We start from the raw sequence: 15,253 nt of genomic DNA on the forward strand, positions 1-15,253 counted from the left end.
AGCCTGAGCCCTGACAAGCTGCCGCTTGAAACAAACACGCAAAAGCCTGCTCGAAGAATTCGAGCAATAAAAAAAGGGGTCGCTTAGCGACCCCTTTTTATCGATTTGGTAGGCACAATTGGACTCGAACCAACGACCCCCACCATGTCAAGGTGGTGCTCTAACCAACTGAGCTATGTGCCTTCGATGGGTGCGCATTCTACGCAGATCTTTTTGGCCGTCAACAGGTTTTTTCGCTAACTCACTGAAATAGGCCAATTTTTTATCGAAACCGGATCGTTGAATATTTTGCACGGACACTAGCCGGCCATTTTCAACTCAGGTAGCATCGGTTCATTCGTAAAAAATAAAGAACAGAGGTTCAAGATGGCGCACACGGCATATCCACAATCCTATTACGCCGCTTCAGCCAACCCCGTCCCGCAACGCCCTGCCCTGCAAGGTGAGGTGGAAACCGATGTGTGCATCATCGGTGCGGGTTACACCGGCCTGTCCACTGCACTGTTTCTGCTGGAAAACGGTTTCAAGGTGAGCATCGTTGAGGCGGCCAAGGTTGGCTTCGGCGCTTCGGGTCGTAACGGCGGACAGATCGTCAACAGCTACAGCCGCGATATCGACGTGATCGAACGCACGGTCGGCCCCAAGCAGGCGCAACTGCTCGGACAGATGGCGTTCGAGGGCGGCCGCATCATCCGTGAACGCATCGCCAAGTACGACATTCAGTGCGACCTGAAGGATGGCGGCGTGTTCGCCGCGCTGACCAGCAAGCAGATGGGTCATCTGGAATCGCAAAAGAAGCTGTGGGAACGCTACGGCCATACCCAGCTGGAACTGATGGACGAAAAACGCATCCGCGAAGTGGTTGCCACCGACAACTACGTCGGTGGCATGCTGGACATGAGCGGCGGCCATATCCATCCGCTGAACCTGGCGCTCGGCGAAGCCGCTGCCGTGGAATCGCTCGGCGGTGTGATCTATGAACAGTCCCCGGCCACGCGCATCGAGCGCGGCGCCAACCCGGTGGTGCACACCCCGCAAGGCCGCATCAAAGCCAAGTTCGTGGTGGTCGCCGGCAACGCCTACCTAGGCAACCTGGTGCCGGAACTGGCGTCCAAATCGATGCCGTGCGGCACCCAGGTGATCACCACCGAGCCGTTGTCTGATGAAGTCGCCGCCAGCCTGCTGCCGCAGGATTACTGCGTGGAAGACTGCAACTACCTGCTTGACTACTACCGCCTCACCGGCGACAAGCGCCTGATCTACGGCGGTGGCGTGGTCTACGGTGCGCGCGACCCGGCCAATATCGAGGCGATCATCCGCCCGAAGATGCTCAAGACTTTCCCGCAACTGAAGGACGTGAAGATCGACTTCGCCTGGACCGGCAACTTCCTGCTGACGCTGTCGCGCCTGCCGCAAGTGGGTCGTATCGGCGACAACATCTATTACTCGCAAGGCTGCAGCGGCCATGGCGTCACCTACACCCACCTGGCGGGCAAGGTGCTGGCCGAGGCGCTCCGCGGTCAGGCCGAGCGTTTCGATGCCTTCGCCGGGTTGCCGCACTATCCCTTCCCTGGCGGTCGCCTGTTCCAGGTACCGTTCAGCGCCATTGGCGCCTGGTATTACACGCTGCGTGACAAACTCGGCGTGTAATCCCGTCCATCAACGACAACGGCGCCCCAAGGCGCCGTTTTCGTTTGCATCATGGACACGCCGGCAAGGCCTGACACTGCCCAGCAGAACCACTGGCTTTCGGTGGTGCAGCGAAGCGCGCATCCTCCGGCGCCAGCCGCTGTGCGCAGGCCTGGGCCTGCTGCGCCTCAGAAGCACACCCCTGCTCGCCCAGCACTTGCGACAGGTTGAACCAACCCGCAGCAAAACCCGGCTCGCGCTTGAGGCTCTCACGCAATGCCTGTTCAGCACCCTTGCGGTCGCCATCGGCGTAGCGGCTGTTGCTCAGGGCGAACCAGGGCAGCGACTGCTGCGGCCAGGCCTCGGCGGCGCGGCGATAGGCACGCCGCGCGGCCTGCGCGTTGCCAGTTTGCTCCAGGTCGTTGGCAGCCTTCATCCAGACATGCATGTCGGCCTGTGCCGGCAGGCGCTCCGGCGGCAGGGTCACGACCGCCCAGCGCCCACCGCGTGCCCAGGTTCTGTCGAAGCTGTTGAAGCTGTCTTCGAGCCTGCGCGTGGTGGCCGACCGCAAGATCAGCGTGCGCTCGCGACGGTCGTAGCCGACCACCACCGCGAAATGCCACTGCGGGTAGAAGTCGAACGCCAGGTTCTGCAGTACCAACACCGGGTTACCAGCAGCCACTTCAGCCAACACGGCGTCCAGGCGCGGTTGCAGCGGATACACCAGCATTTCGTGATTGCGCGCGGCGGCGACCATCTCCACCTGCAGGCTGCCTTCACGGCTGGGGATGTAGACCTTGTCCTTGAGCGCGCCCGGCGTGGTCAGCACACCACGTTGATTGAGCATGGTGGCCAAGGCAGCCGGCCCGCACTGATAGGCGTCCTGGGGGAAGAAGGGAACGTCGGTGAGTTCTACCCGCTCAGGCAAACGCTCGGTCTCCGGTGATAACACCGGAGACCGAGCGCAGGCTGTGAGTAGAACGATCGAAGCGATACAGCAGAGGCGAATCAGCGATTTATGCATTTGACGAAATTGAAGATGTTGGTGGCGCACAGCATATCAGTGATGATGAAGATCACCAGAAACAACACGATGATGCCGACCACACCGGCACCTGCAGGCGCCTGATCCAACTGCTGGTTGAACTGCGCCAGTTCGGCTGGGGTCAGGCTGGCGATACGCGACTCGACCTGATCACGGTCGACGCCCATGGACACCAGTTTCTCCTTCACCTGCTCGTCATCGAGCATGGCCATCAACTGCTCCTGATCCACCTTGTGCTGCTGCTCGGCGATCACCTCGTGAGTGCCGACCATCGCCGCATTCGCGGCAGGAATCTGCACCACCAGCAGCAGGTGAAACAGCGCGGTAATGGCTGCCAGACGGCGCATAACGGGGTTCATGGCGATTGTCATTGTGGCTATCTCCTGAGGGACGAGGTAGCCAATAGACAGCATCCAAATCGCTCAGGTTCACTCCACCAGTCTGCGCGCGTTCACGTTTCCATCAGGAGCTGGCTGAGCACCGCGCGCAGCTTGCCCGGCTTGACCGGTTTGTTCAGCAAAGGTGCGCCCAGCGCCTGCAACTCGCGCCGGCAGTCATCGCTGCGATCGGCGCTGATGATCAGCGCCGGAATCGACCTGGAAAACTCGTCACGTAGCTGCTGGATCACCTGGCAACCGAGCACCCCGTGATCGAGGTGAAAATCCGCCAGAATCACCTCCGGTGCCCTGCCCTGCAGGCGCTGCAAGGCCTCGGCCAGGTCGACTGCCGTGACCACCTCGCAACCCCATTGCCCGAGCAACGCGGCCATGCTGTGGAGGATGTCCACCTCGTTGTCGATCACCAGCAGGCGCCGCCCCGGCAAGGGATTACCGAGAACCGATTGCGCCGCGGACGGCACCTGGCGCTGCGGTCTGGCCTGCGCCAGGGGCACGCGAATACTGAACACCGAGCCGCGCCCAGGCTGCGAACGAACCTGCACCGGATATCCCAGCATGCGGGCGATGCGCTCGACGATGGCCAGGCCCAGGCCAACGCCCTTGCGCTCGGCGGCGCGCCCGACCTCCAGCTGATTGAATTCGAGGAAGATCTTGTCCAGTTGATCGGTGGCGATACCGCGACCGCTGTCCCACACCTGCAGCTCGACGAATGCGCCGCGGCGCCGTGCACCGAGCAGCACGCCGCCCTGCTCGGTGTAACGGCAGGCATTACTGAGGAAGTTGCGCAGGATGCGAGTCAGCAGACGGAAATCGGTGTGCACCGCGTAGTCGGCGATGCGTACGCGCAGATGCAGACCACTGGCGCTGGCGACGCTTTCGAACTCCGAGGCCAGCGGTGCCAGCAGCTCTTCGAGGCGATAGACATCGACGTCCGGTTTGATCGCTGCCTGATCCAGCTTGGAGATGTCCAGCAGGTCAGCGAGCAGGTCTTCGGCGCCTTCCAGCGCCAGGTGACTGCGCTCGATCAGGTTGTGTTCGGCGCTCGGCAATTCACGCTCACGCAGTGTGGAGATCAGCAATCGCGCTGCGTTGAGTGGCTGCAGCAGGTCGTGGCTGGCCGCGGCCAGGTATTTGTCCTTGCTGCGGTTGGCCGCCTCGGCTGCGTCGCGCGCCTCGCGCAGGGCCAGCTCGATACGCTCGCGTTCCTCGATCTGCCGCTGCAGGCTGCGATTGGATTCGAGCAACTCATAGGTGCGCGCAGCGACGCGGCGCTCCAGTTCGTCATTGAGTTGTTGCAGACGTTGCTGGGCCTGTTTGCGCTCGGTGATATCGGCGACGAAGCCTTCGAAAACGCCCTCGCCTTCGGGCTTGAGCAGCAGGTTCATCAGCACGTCGATGGTGCTGCCATCGCGCCGGCGCAGGCGCGTTTCATAACCGAGCAGCGCCTGGCCGTGGCTCAGGCGCTCACGAATCAGCGTCAGCTCATCGAAGCCGCCAACGAACAGGTGCCGGGCCAGATCGTCCGGCGACCACAATACCTGCTGCGGATCGTCATAGCCGAGCATTCGCGCCATCGCCGGGTTGGCCGCCAGCACGCCGTCCTGCAGGCTGGCCTGGATGATGCCGTGCACGGCGTGCTCGAACAGCCATTTGTAGCGGTTGCGCTCGGCTTCCAGCTCTTCCAGGCGCGCCAATAGCTCGGGGTAATGGCTCTTGCGCGCCGACTGGCTGCCGAGGCCCAGCAGCCCGGCCAGCGCTTCGTCAGAGCGCCTCGCCATACACCACCTCGACATCGCGCTGGGTCGACTCGCGCGGGTTGGTGAGGATGCACGGGTCGTCCATGGCGTGGCTGGACAAGAACGGAATGTCCGAGGTGCTCACGCCATGCAGGCTGAGCGTCTCGCGAAAGCCCATGGCGTGCTTGAAGGCGATCAGGTGTTCGACCAGGCGCTGGCGAATCTGCGCGTGATTGAGACCACGGCAATCGATACCGAGGGTTTCGGCGATGACCTTGAAACGCTCCGGCGCCGCGCTGTAATTGAACGCCACCACGTGCTCGACCAGCACCGCGTTGCACAGGCCGTGTGGCAGGTCGAGGAAACCGCCGAGGCTGTGGCTCATGGCGTGCACCGCGCCGAGAATCGCATTGGAGAACGCCAAGCCAGCCTGCATGCTGCCGAGCATGATCTTCTCGCGCAGAGCGATATCACCCGGGTTGGCGATCATCTGCACCAGGTTGCCGTTGATCAGGCGCATGGCTTCCAACGCATGCGGATCGGTCAGCGGACCGTGGCCAGTGGATACGAACGCTTCGATGGCATGCACCATGGCGTCGATGCCGGTACAGGCACTGAGGAACGGATCCATGCTCAGGGTGGTTTCCGGGTCGATCAGCGATACGTCCGGCACCACCGCCTTGCTGACGATGGAGAACTTCATCCGCTCCTGCTGGTTGGAGATGATCACGAACTGCGACACGTCTGCCGAAGTGCCGGCGGTGGTCGGGATCAGGATCAGCGGCGGGCTGGGCACGCGAATGGTGTCCACGCCTTCGAATTCGAGAATGCTGCGGCCATGGGCGACGACGATGCCGATGCCCTTGGCGCAGTCCATCGGGCTGCCGCCACCAACCGCGACGATGACGTTGCAGCCCTCGCTGCGATACAACTCGGCCCCTTCCATCACCTCTTCCACGCGCGGATTGGGCGAGACCCTGGTGTACAGGCAGTAGGCGATGCCCTGGGCCTGCAGGCTGGCCTCGATATCACCGGACCAGCCCGCGGCGACCACACCGGGATCGGAAACGACCAGCACCTTGCGTGCACCGAAAGTCTTGGCGTAATTGCCAACGTTATGCCGGGAACCGGCGCCGAAGATGATCTCGGGGGAAACGAACTTTCGCAGCTGACTCAAATCGTGGCTCATACAACGGCCTGAAATTTCTTGTTATGGAATGGCGATCAGCCTACTGCATTGCCCGGTTTATGCAATGCGACCTGCGATCAGCTCAGCCGCTGATAGAAGGCATGCTCGGCGCGCAGAGCCTCGGCCAGATTGGTAGCCTGACGGAAACCGTGGCGTTCCTCGGCGAACAGGTGATATTCGACCAGCAAACCGCGCTGACGCAGCGCCTCGACCATACTTTCGGTCTGACTCGGCACCACCACCGCATCCAGCGCGCCCTGGAAGAAAATCACCGGCACCCTGATCCGGTCGGCCTGCAACAAGGGGGTGCGATCCTGGTAGCGCTCGGCATCCTGCTGCGGGTCGCCGATCAGCCAGTCCAGGTAATCTGCCTCGAACTTGTGGGTCACCCGGCGCAGCGCCAGCGGGTCGCTGACCCCGTAGAGACTGGCGCCGCCACGCAACTGCGGCAATTCGTCCAGTGCACGCAGCGCGCTGAAGCCACCGGCACTGCCGCCACGCACGAAGACGCGTTGCGGATCGATACGGCCATCAGCGGCCAGTGCATCGATGGTGGCACGGATGTCCTCGACCTCCAGTTCGCCCCACTGGCCAGCCAAACGCAGGCGATAGTCGCGGCCGTAGCCACTGCTGCCACGGTAGTTGAGATCGAGCACTGCGAAGCTGCGTAGCGTCCAGAAGGCGATACGCGGATCGAACACCGGGTAGCAGGCCGAAGTCGGACCGCCGTGCAGGAAGATCACCAGTGGCGGGCGCTCGGGCCCATCAATCGGCGCATAGAAAAAACCATGACAATGTTCGCCCTGCCCGACCCTGCAGCTCAGGGCCTCAGGACGGGAAAGCTGCCGTTCGGGCAAGGGCTGCTCGCCGCCAGCGAGTATTCGCAGTGCGCCATCGCTGCGGCGAATGGCGAGCACCGCCGGCAAGCGATCCGGTGCGGCAGCGATGCAGTAGAAATATTCGCTGTCGGCAGCCAGGGAGCGGAAGCGAGTGAAGTCTTCAGCCAAACGCGGCTCGTAGGGTGCGCTGTGCGCACCAATGACCACGGAGGCGAGAGGGTTGGTGCGCATGGCGCACCCTACGAGAACTCCTATCCCCTGCTCGAGACGCGTCAACAGAAGCTCGTCATTCTCTAGCGGCAGATAGGTTCGGCCGCCCAGCTGCCAGGGCGCGGGGGCGTGATCGTAGGGAGCGCCCTGAGGTTGCGCTTCGCCGTCGACACACCAGGGCTGCCACCAGCCCGCTCTGTCGCTCAGCACCCAGAGCCGGCCCTGGGGATCGAAACGTGGCTGCTGCAGAGCCTGATAGCTGCCCTGCCCGGCCAGCACGCGGGTACGTTCGCCGGACTCACGCAGGCACAGGCGCGTGGCGAGCCAGGGCTGGTACGGGCGATCCCACTCGATCCACGCCAGACGCTGGCCGCTGGGGTCGGCCACCGGTGCGGCATAAAAGTCCGCGCCCTCGATCAACACCTGGCGATGTCCGGTGAGACCGATACGTACCAGGCGATGCACGACCGCGCCCGTCTCATGACTCTCCTCCACCGCCAGCAGCGCCTGCCAGGCAGGCACGAAGGACAAGTCGCCATAACGGCAGTGAGGCTGATCGGTGATCAGGTAGGGTGCGCCGTGCGCACCGCCGTCCAGGCCAATATCGATGCGATAGGCCTGCTGATCACGCTCATTGACGAAGGCCACCCCCTGCTCCGTGGCGCAGCAGGCGCCACCACCGTACTCGTAGACGCGGCTACGCACGGAGAACCCCGGCGGCGTCAGTTCACGTACAACACCATCGCGATAAAAAAACAGCCCGCAACGCGCCTGAGCGGGATCGAAGGCCACCCACAGCACGCCGCCATGGGCAGCGTGCAGCTCGGCGAAGTCGGCACTGGCGGCTGCGGTCTGTTCGGCGCTCCAGATCGAGTCGGGATCGCTCACGCCTTGCATATGATCCGCGAGGCCTTGTCGTTGCGGTACTGCAGCTCGCCCAGCCCCAACGGTGCCTCGTCGGCCTGGCGGCGCGCGGCGAGAATCACCTCATGGTGCGCCGACTTGCTGCACACCGGGTCGGCGTTGCTGGCGTCGCCGGTGAGCATGAAGGCCTGGCAGCGACAGCCACCGAAATCCTTGTGCTTCTCATCGCAGCTGCGGCACGGCTCGGGCATCCAGTCGTCGCCGCGGAAGCGGTTGAAGCCGAAGGAATGCCGCCAGATATGTTCGACGCTGTGCTCGCGAACATTGGGAAACTGCACCGGCAGCTGCCGCGCGCTGTGACAGGGCAGCGCCGTGCCGTCCGGGGTGATGTCGAGGAATAGGTTGCCCCAGCCGTTCATGCAGGCCTTGGGGCGCTCCTCGTAGTAGTCGGGGGTGACGAAGATCAGCTTGCACGGGTGCTTCTCGGCCGCCAGTTTGTCGCGCCACTGATTGGTGATGCGCTCGGCACGTTCCAACTGCGTTCGGGTCGGCAGCAAGCCAGCCCGGTTGAGTTCCGCCCAGCCGTAGAACTGGCAGGTGGCGAGCTCGACGAAGTCCGCCTCCAGCTCCAGGCACAGCTCGATGATGCGCTCGATATTGTCGATGTTGTGCCGGTGAGTGACGAAGTTGAGCACCATCGGGTAGCCATGGGCCTTGACCGCGCGGGCCATGGCCAGCTTCTGCGCGAAGGCCTTCTTCGAGCCGGCCAGCAGGTTGTTCACCTCCTCGTCGGCGGCCTGGAAGCTGATCTGGATATGATCGAGCCCGGCTTCGGCGAACGCGGCGATGCGCGCTTCGGTGAGGCCGATGCCGGAGGTGATCAGGTTGGTGTAGTAGCCCAGGCCGCGCGCCGCCGCGATCAGCTCGGCCAGATCCTGGCGCACCAGCGGCTCGCCACCGGAGAAGCCCAGCTGCGCCGCCCCCAGTTCACGCGCCTGACGGAATACCTCGATCCATTCGGCGGTGCTGAGCTCCGCGCCCTGCCGTGAAAAATCCAGCGGGTTGGAACAGTACGGGCATTGCAGCGGGCAGCGGTAGGTCAGCTCAGCCAGCAGCCACAGCGGCGGCCCTGGCTCATGACCTGCCCTAGCGAAGCTCGATCCAGAACTGAGCATGGGCCACCTCCATGAAGGCGATGATGTCTTCGTCGATACCGGGCACATCGGGGAAGCGCTGGTGCAGGTTGCCGATGATCTCGGCCACCGAGCGCTTACCGTCGACCTGCTGGAGAATCTCGCCGGCGCTGTCGTTGAGCTTGATCATGCCTTCCGGATAGAGCAGCACGTGGCAGCCCTGCGCCGGTTCGAACTGCAGGCGGAAGCCGCGGCGGATGGCGGGTACGCTGGGCAGAAGATTGGCAGTCATAGAACGGACTCCGTCATGGTGCGCACGGCGCACCCTACAACAGGCTCAACACCAGGGTGCGCCACACACACCGACACATCGAGGTTCATAGCGCGATCCCTCGATGCCAGACGCGCTCGTCGGTCACCGTGTGATACGGCGGGCGCTGCAGTTCGTAGGCCATGCTCATGGCGTCGAGCATGCTCCACAGCACATCCAGCTTGAACTGCAGGATATTCAGCATGCGCTCCTGCGATTCCCGGGTGCGGTAGTGTTCGAGGGTGATGCGCAGGCCGTGCTCGACGTCGCGGCGCGCTTGGCTCAGACGATTGCGGAAGTAGTCGTAGCCGGTGGCATCGATCCACGGGTAGTGCTGCGGCCAGGCATCCAGGCGCGACTGATGGATGGTCGGCGCGAACAGTTCGGTCAGCGAGCTGCTGGCCGCTTCCTGCCAGCTCGCACGGCGGGCGAAGTTGACGTAGGCGTCGACGGCGAAGCGCACGCCGGGCAGCACCAGCTCCTGCGACAGCACCTGCTCGCGGTCGAGGCCGACGGACTCGGCCAGGCGCAGCCAGGCCTCGATACCGCCCTCCTCACCCGGCGCACCGTCATGGTCGAGGATGCGCTGAATCCACTCGCGACGCGTTTCGCGATCCGGACAGTTGGCGAGGATCGCCGCATCCTTGAGCGGAATATTGACCTGATAGTAGAAGCGGTTGGCCACCCAGCCCTGAATCTGCTCGCGGGTGGCGCGCCCTTCGTACATGGCGCGGTGAAACGGATGATGGATGTGGTACAGTGCGCCCTTGGCGCGCAGCGCCTGCTCGAATTCGGCAGGTGTCATGGCAGCTTGGCTCATCAGAACTCCCCGGTGCGCACAGCTTACAAAACGATGCTCATGCCATCGAACGCGACCTCGATGCCGTGGGCGTCAAGTTCGGTGCGCTCGGGCGAATCCAGGTCGAGAATCGGGTTGGTGTTGTTGATATGGATAAGGACCTTGCGTGCCGAAGGCAGGCCGTCTAGCACCTCGATCATGCCGCCCGGGCCGCTCTGGCAAAGGTGGCCCATCTCACTGCCGAGCTTGTCACCCACCTCGCATACACGCATCTCGTCATTACGCCACAGCGTGCCGTCCACCAGCAGGCAGTCGGCGCGGCGCATCCAGCTCAGCAGGTGCTCGTCCACCTGGCCGAGGCCGGGGGCGTAGAACAGGCTGCGGCCGCTACGGCTGTCCTCGATGAACAGCCCGATGTTGTCGCCCGGATGCGGATTGCCGCGATGCGGCGAATAGGGCGGCGCGCTGCTGCGCAGGGCGATGGCGGTGATGCTCAGCGCCGGGCAGGCAGGTATGCCGAAGGGTTTGGCGTCCAGCTCGATCAGCCGGTGCTGCAGGCCGCCGTTCCAGTGGCCGAGCATGTTGAACAGCGGAAAGCCGGTGGTCAGATCCTGATGCACCATCTCGGTACACCAGACTTCATGCGGGCAGCCTTCGCGCAGGGTCAGCAGACCGGTGCAATGGTCGATCTGGCTATCGAGCAGGACGATGCCGGCAATCGCCGTGTCGCGCAGCTTGCGCGCTGGTTGCAGCGCCGGAAAGGCTTCGATCTGCGCACGGATATCCGGCGAGGCATTGCACAGGATCCACTGCTCACCGTCATCGGAAATGGCGATGGACGATTGCGTGCGCGGCTGCGCGCGCAGGGTACCGGCGCGCACGCCACGGCAGTTGCGGCAGTTGCAGTTCCACTGGGGAAAACCGCCGCCAGCGGCGGAACCGAGAATCTGGATATGCATGGAAGTCACCAGCGGGGATGCCCCGGACGAACCGGGGCCAGGAGCGATCAACGGTTGGCGAAATACATCGTCACTTCGAAGCCAATACGCAGATCGGTGTAGGCGGGTTTAGTCCACATGATGCGGTCCTCTTTTTATGGCGCCGGGGCATTCCGGCAACCCCATTAAGCCCCCGCCAGGCAAGAGGCCAAATGGTACTTTGGGATGAATCGGCACTGGCATTGGTAGGTGACGCTATCAGTAGGCATGCCTCGCGCCTGGAAGGTTCCAGTCATCGCCTGGCCTGAAACATGCGCCAATAAAAAACGCGGCCGAAGCCGCGTCGCGATAAGGGTCTGCTGCCGTACAGGCTGATGGCTGCCTGCAGATCCACCCGGGTAGGGTCCTTCGCCGTGCAAGGGCGGCGTGCCGGAGCGAGCGCGCCGCGTCATGGATTGATCAGGACTCAGAAGAACCCGAGCGGATTGATGTCATAGCTCACCAGCAGATTCTTGGTTTGCTGGTAGTGGTCGAGCATCATCTTGTGGGTTTCACGGCCGACACCGGACTTCTTGTAACCACCAAAGGCGGCATGCGCCGGGTACAGGTGGTAGCAGTTGGTCCAGACACGACCGGCCTTGATTGCGCGGCCCATGCGGTAGGCGACGTTCATGTCGCGGCTCCACACGCCGGCGCCGAGGCCGAACTCGGTGTCGTTGGCGATGGCCAGGGCTTCGGCTTCGTCCTTGAAGGTGGTCACACCGATCACCGGGCCGAAGATCTCTTCCTGGAACACGCGCATCTTGTTGGTACCCTTGAGCAGGGTCGGCTGGATGTAGTAACCACTGGCCAGGTCGCCGTCCAGGCGCTCGGCGGCGCCACCGGTGAGCACCTGCGCACCTTCCTGCTGGGCGATCTCCAGGTAGCTGAGGATCTTGTCGAACTGCTGTTGCGAGGCCTGGGCGCCGACCATGGTCTCGGTGTCCAGCGGGTTGCCGCGCTTGATCTGCTTGACCTTCTTCATTACCTCGACCATGAAGGCGTCGTAGATCGACTCCTGCACCAGCGCGCGCGACGGGCAGGTGCACACCTCGCCTTGGTTGAAGAAGCCCAGCACCAGACCTTCGGCAGCCTTCTCGATGAAGGCCGGCTCGGCGTTCATGATGTCGGCGAAGAAGATGTTCGGCGATTTGCCGCCCAGCTCGACGGTGCTCGGGATGATGTTCTCGGCGGCGCACTTGAGGATGTGCGAGCCGACCGGGGTGGAGCCGGTGAAGGCGATCTTGGCGATGCGCTTGCTGGTGGCCAGCGCTTCACCGGCTTCACGACCGAAACCCTGAACGATGTTGAGCACCCCCGGCGGTAGCAGGTCGCCGATGATTTCCATCAGCAGGGTGATCGACAGCGGGGTCTGCTCGGCGGGCTTGAGCACGATGGCGTTACCGGCGGCCAGGGCCGGAGCCAGTTTCCAGGCGGCCATCAGTAGCGGGAAGTTCCACGGGATGATCTGCCCGACCACGCCGAGCGGCTCGTGGAAGTGATAAGCAACGGTGCCGTCGTTGATCTCGGCGGTGCTGCCTTCCTGGGCGCGGATGCAGCCGGCGAAGTAACGAAAATGGTCGGCGGCCAGCGGCACGTCGGCGTTCAGCGTCTCGCGCACGGCCTTGCCGTTGTCCCAGGTTTCGGCCACGGCCAGCAGTTCGAGGTTGGCTTCGATGCGGTCGGCGATCTTCAGCAGGATGTGCGAGCGCTCCTGCACGCTGGTGCGCCCCCAGGCATCGGCCGCAGCGTGGGCAGCATCCAGCGCCTTGTCGATGTCGGCAGCGTTGGAACGGGGGAATTCGGCGATCACCGAGCCATCGACCGGGCTGGTGTTGCTGAAGTACTGGCCGCTGAGCGGAGCGACGAACTCACCGCCGATGTAGTTGCCGTAGCGTGGTTTGAGGGTGACGACGGCGCCTGGGGTACCCGGTTTCGCGTAAATCATGATGCTGACCTCTCTTGTTGTCGGAGCCCGCTGCCAATCGGGGAAGCGAGTCATGGTTCGATCTTAGGAAGCCCCCGGAAACCTCGGTATGCACCCATGGCATAGATCACCTAGTCATTTGGTAGTAGAGCGGTCTGGCACGGGCCTTTGGCAGCGAGGTACGAGGCTATGGAAGCTAAAGGCTAGACCCGTTGGCCTGGTCTTGCGTTCCAAACCAGGAAATTTCGCCCGTGGCATTTCGCAGCGGCTCGGCGCTGGCAGCCAGACGCCAGAAACGACGATGGCCGGACAGAGTCCGGCCATCGTCTGACACCTCAAGCGATCAGCGCTTGGCCACCAGTTCCTTCGGCAGCTTGAAGGTCCACAGCATGCCGCCCTGGTTCAGATTCTTGACCCGTTTGGCCACCTCACCGCCCCACAGCGGTACCGCACCGCCCCAGCCGGACAGAACGGAGACGTACTGCTCGCCGTCCATTTCCCAGGTCACGGGCGAGCCGATCACGCCCGAGCCGGTCTGGAATTCCCAGACTTTCTCGCCGGTCTTGGCATTGAACGCCTGCAGGTAGCCTTCCGGGTTGCCGGTGAACACCAGGTTGCCCTTGGTGGTCAGCACCCCGCCCCACAACGGCGCGTAGTTCTTGTGGCGCCAGACTTCCTTGCCGGTCTTCGGGTCGATGGCGCGCAGCACGCCGATGTATTCCTCGTTGAGCGGCTTGATGGTGAAGCCGGCGCCCAGGTAGGCCGCGCCCTTCTTGTAGGCGATGTCCTCGTTCCAGATGTCCATGCCCCACTCGTTGGACGGCACGTAGAACAGACCGGTGTCCTGGCTGTAAGCCATGGGCATCCAGTTCTTCGCGCCGAGGAAGGCCGGTGCGGAGAACACGCTCGTGCCCTTCTCCGCCGCGCTCGGCGAGCCCGGACGGTTGCTGTCGTCGTAGATCGGCCGGCCATTCTTGTCCAGGCCCTTGGCCCAGGTGATCTTGTCGACGAAGGGGAAGCCACGGATGAACTTGCCGTTGGTGCGGTCGAGCACGTAGAAGAAGCCGTTACGGTCGGCGGTCGCAGCTGCCTTCACGGTCTTGCCGCCTTCCTGATAGTCGAAGGAGATCAGCTCGTTGACGCCGTCGAAGTCCCAGCCGTCATGCGGGGTGGTCTGGAAGTGCCACTTGATGCTGCCGTCGTCCGGGTTCAGCGCCAGGCGCGAGGACGAGTAGAGGTTGTCGCCAGGACGCAGGTGCGAGTTCCACGGCGCCGGGTTGCCGGTACCGAAGAACAGCAGGTTGGTGTCGGCGTCATAGTAGCCGCCCAACCAGGGCGCGGCGCCGCCAGTCTTCCACAGATCGCCCGGCCAGGTCTTGCCGGCCTCGCCACCACTGATGCCATTCTCGACGGCCTTGCCGTCCTTGTACACGTAGCCCATGTGACCTTCGACGGTCGGGCGACTCCACAGCAGCTCACCGTTCTTCGGATCGTAGGCTTCGATCTTGCCGACCACGCCGAACTCACCACCGGAAACGCCTGTGATCAGTTTGCCGTTGACCACCAGCGGCGCCGCGGTGATCGAATAGCCCGCCTTGTGATCGGCGACGTTCTTGCGCCACACCACCTTGCCAGTGTCCTTGTTCAGCGCCACCAGCTTGGCGTCGAGGGTGCCGAAGATCACCAGGTCGTCGTACAGGGCGACACCACGGTTGATCACGTCGCAGCAAGGGCGGATGTCGTCAGGCAGACGTGCTTCGTACTGCCACAGCTCACGACCAGTGCGCGCATCGACGGCGAATACCCGCGAGTAGGAGGCGGTGACGTACATCACGCCGTCCTTGATCAGCGGCTGCGCCTGCTGGCCGCGCTGCTTCTCGCCACCGAAGGACATGGTCCAGACCGGGCGCAGTTCCTTGACGTTCTGCTCGTTGAGGATGTTCAGCGGGCTGTAGCGCTGGCCCTGCAGACCGAGACCGTTGGTGACGATCTCGTCGGTGGTGGTGGCGTCCTTGAGAATCTCGGCGTCGGTGACCGCCAGCGCGGCGGCGGACGGCAACAGCATGGCGGCACAGAGTGCGGTGAGGAGGAAAGGCTGGCGAAGACCGACGTGTTTCATTGCGGCTACCTCTGCGGGTTCATTGTTATTGCCGGGAAATTTTCCCGGTCTGCCGCGAATTCTTGGCTCACCCAGGCC

At 63.4% G+C, this 15,253-nt stretch carries 13 protein-coding genes and 1 tRNA gene; 1 reads left to right on the forward strand and 13 read right to left on the reverse strand.

Going from position 1 to position 15,253, the window contains the following annotated elements; all coding sequences use genetic code 11:
• Window positions 1-106 precede the first annotated feature (106 nt).
• Window positions 107-183: transfer RNA gene (locus tag JWV26_RS00145), tRNA-Val, on the reverse strand.
• Window positions 184-366: 183 nt separating this feature from the next.
• On the opposite strand from JWV26_RS00145, the gene JWV26_RS00150 reads away from it, so the two are divergent.
• Window positions 367-1,650, forward strand: a complete 1,284-nt coding sequence (locus tag JWV26_RS00150) for an NAD(P)/FAD-dependent oxidoreductase (protein ID WP_072425547.1) — start codon at window positions 367-369, stop codon at window positions 1,648-1,650.
• Between the two features lie 49 nt (window positions 1,651-1,699).
• Here JWV26_RS00150 and JWV26_RS00155 read toward each other — a convergent pair whose 3' ends face one another.
• The 12 genes from JWV26_RS00155 to JWV26_RS00210 all read right to left on the reverse strand — a co-directional run bounded on the left by JWV26_RS00155 (window position 1,700) and on the right by JWV26_RS00210 (window position 15,175).
• Window positions 1,700-2,653 (reverse strand): PA2778 family cysteine peptidase, encoded by a 954-nt coding sequence (locus tag JWV26_RS00155; RefSeq protein ID WP_239692350.1) that lies wholly within the window; start codon window positions 2,651-2,653, stop codon window positions 1,700-1,702.
• Entirely contained in the window at window positions 2,638-3,045 is a 408-nt protein-coding gene (locus tag JWV26_RS00160) for a PA2779 family protein (RefSeq protein WP_072425549.1), read from the reverse strand. Before JWV26_RS00160 ends, JWV26_RS00155 begins: the two co-directional genes overlap by 16 nt.
• Before the next feature lie 80 nt (window positions 3,046-3,125).
• Window positions 3,126-4,850: a hybrid sensor histidine kinase/response regulator gene (locus tag JWV26_RS00165; protein WP_206418064.1), complete on the reverse strand. Its 1,725-nt coding sequence runs from the start codon at window positions 4,848-4,850 to the stop codon at window positions 3,126-3,128.
• Window positions 4,834-5,997, reverse strand: a complete 1,164-nt coding sequence (gene ercA / locus JWV26_RS00170) for an alcohol dehydrogenase-like regulatory protein ErcA (protein ID WP_074916634.1) — start codon at window positions 5,995-5,997, stop codon at window positions 4,834-4,836. The genes JWV26_RS00165 and ercA overlap by 17 nt, the downstream gene beginning before the upstream one ends.
• 77 nt (window positions 5,998-6,074) lie before the next feature.
• Window positions 6,075-7,943, reverse strand: coding sequence for a S9 family peptidase (locus JWV26_RS00175; RefSeq protein ID WP_206418065.1), 1,869 nt, complete (start codon window positions 7,941-7,943; stop codon window positions 6,075-6,077).
• Window positions 7,931-9,085, reverse strand: a complete 1,155-nt coding sequence (pqqE, locus tag JWV26_RS00180; RefSeq protein WP_206418066.1) for a pyrroloquinoline quinone biosynthesis protein PqqE — start codon at window positions 9,083-9,085, stop codon at window positions 7,931-7,933. The genes JWV26_RS00175 and pqqE overlap by 13 nt, the downstream gene beginning before the upstream one ends.
• Window positions 9,057-9,335: a pyrroloquinoline quinone biosynthesis peptide chaperone PqqD gene (gene pqqD, locus JWV26_RS00185; RefSeq protein ID WP_074916628.1), complete on the reverse strand. Its 279-nt coding sequence runs from the start codon at window positions 9,333-9,335 to the stop codon at window positions 9,057-9,059. The genes pqqE and pqqD overlap by 29 nt, the downstream gene beginning before the upstream one ends.
• Window positions 9,336-9,420: 85 nt before the next feature.
• Entirely contained in the window at window positions 9,421-10,173 is a 753-nt protein-coding gene (gene pqqC, locus JWV26_RS00190; protein ID WP_072425555.1) for a pyrroloquinoline-quinone synthase PqqC, read from the reverse strand.
• A gap of 23 nt (window positions 10,174-10,196) precedes the next feature.
• A complete protein-coding gene (gene pqqB, locus JWV26_RS00195; protein WP_206418067.1) occupies window positions 10,197-11,111 on the reverse strand; it encodes a pyrroloquinoline quinone biosynthesis protein PqqB in 915 nt (304 codons plus the stop codon).
• 47 nt (window positions 11,112-11,158) lie between these two features.
• The gene (pqqA, locus tag JWV26_RS00200) at window positions 11,159-11,230 is read right to left on the reverse strand and encodes a pyrroloquinoline quinone precursor peptide PqqA (protein ID WP_003243383.1); all 72 of its coding nucleotides are present in this window, start codon (window positions 11,228-11,230) and stop codon (window positions 11,159-11,161) included.
• Window positions 11,231-11,556: 326 nt separating this feature from the next.
• Window positions 11,557-13,077 carry an acetaldehyde dehydrogenase ExaC gene (gene exaC / locus JWV26_RS00205; RefSeq protein WP_206418068.1) on the reverse strand — a complete coding sequence of 507 codons (1,521 nt, stop codon included), beginning with the start codon at window positions 13,075-13,077 and terminating at the stop codon, window positions 11,557-11,559.
• A 322-nt stretch (window positions 13,078-13,399) separates the two neighbouring features.
• Window positions 13,400-15,175, reverse strand: coding sequence for a methanol/ethanol family PQQ-dependent dehydrogenase (locus tag JWV26_RS00210; RefSeq protein ID WP_206418069.1), 1,776 nt, complete (start codon window positions 15,173-15,175; stop codon window positions 13,400-13,402).
• Window positions 15,176-15,253: the final 78 nt, after the last annotated feature.

Source organism: Ectopseudomonas toyotomiensis, assembly GCF_017167985.1.
Lineage (GTDB): Bacteria > Pseudomonadota > Gammaproteobacteria > Pseudomonadales > Pseudomonadaceae > Aquipseudomonas > Aquipseudomonas toyotomiensis.

What these genes read in the sequence shown, in the direction of transcription:
- pqqE (WP_206418066.1), bottom strand. Translation starts at nt 9,085, where the DNA reads ATGCTCAGTTCTGGATCGAGCTTCGCTAGGGCAGGTCATGAGCCAGGG.
- JWV26_RS00210 (WP_206418069.1), bottom strand. Translation starts at nt 15,175, where the DNA reads ATGAAACACGTCGGTCTTCGCCAGCCTTTCCTCCTCACCGCACTCTGT.
- JWV26_RS00150 (WP_072425547.1), top strand. Translation starts at nt 367, where the DNA reads ATGGCGCACACGGCATATCCACAATCCTATTACGCCGCTTCAGCCAAC.
- JWV26_RS00165 (WP_206418064.1), bottom strand. Translation starts at nt 4,850, where the DNA reads ATGGCGAGGCGCTCTGACGAAGCGCTGGCCGGGCTGCTGGGCCTCGGC.
- pqqB (WP_206418067.1), bottom strand. Translation starts at nt 11,111, where the DNA reads ATGCATATCCAGATTCTCGGTTCCGCCGCTGGCGGCGGTTTTCCCCAG.
- exaC (WP_206418068.1), bottom strand. Translation starts at nt 13,077, where the DNA reads ATGATTTACGCGAAACCGGGTACCCCAGGCGCCGTCGTCACCCTCAAA.
- JWV26_RS00175 (WP_206418065.1), bottom strand. Translation starts at nt 7,943, where the DNA reads ATGCAAGGCGTGAGCGATCCCGACTCGATCTGGAGCGCCGAACAGACC.
- pqqD (WP_074916628.1), bottom strand. Translation starts at nt 9,335, where the DNA reads ATGACTGCCAATCTTCTGCCCAGCGTACCCGCCATCCGCCGCGGCTTC.
- pqqC (WP_072425555.1), bottom strand. Translation starts at nt 10,173, where the DNA reads ATGAGCCAAGCTGCCATGACACCTGCCGAATTCGAGCAGGCGCTGCGC.
- JWV26_RS00155 (WP_239692350.1), bottom strand. Translation starts at nt 2,653, where the DNA reads ATGCATAAATCGCTGATTCGCCTCTGCTGTATCGCTTCGATCGTTCTA.
- ercA (WP_074916634.1), bottom strand. Translation starts at nt 5,997, where the DNA reads ATGAGCCACGATTTGAGTCAGCTGCGAAAGTTCGTTTCCCCCGAGATC.
- JWV26_RS00160 (WP_072425549.1), bottom strand. Translation starts at nt 3,045, where the DNA reads ATGACAATCGCCATGAACCCCGTTATGCGCCGTCTGGCAGCCATTACC.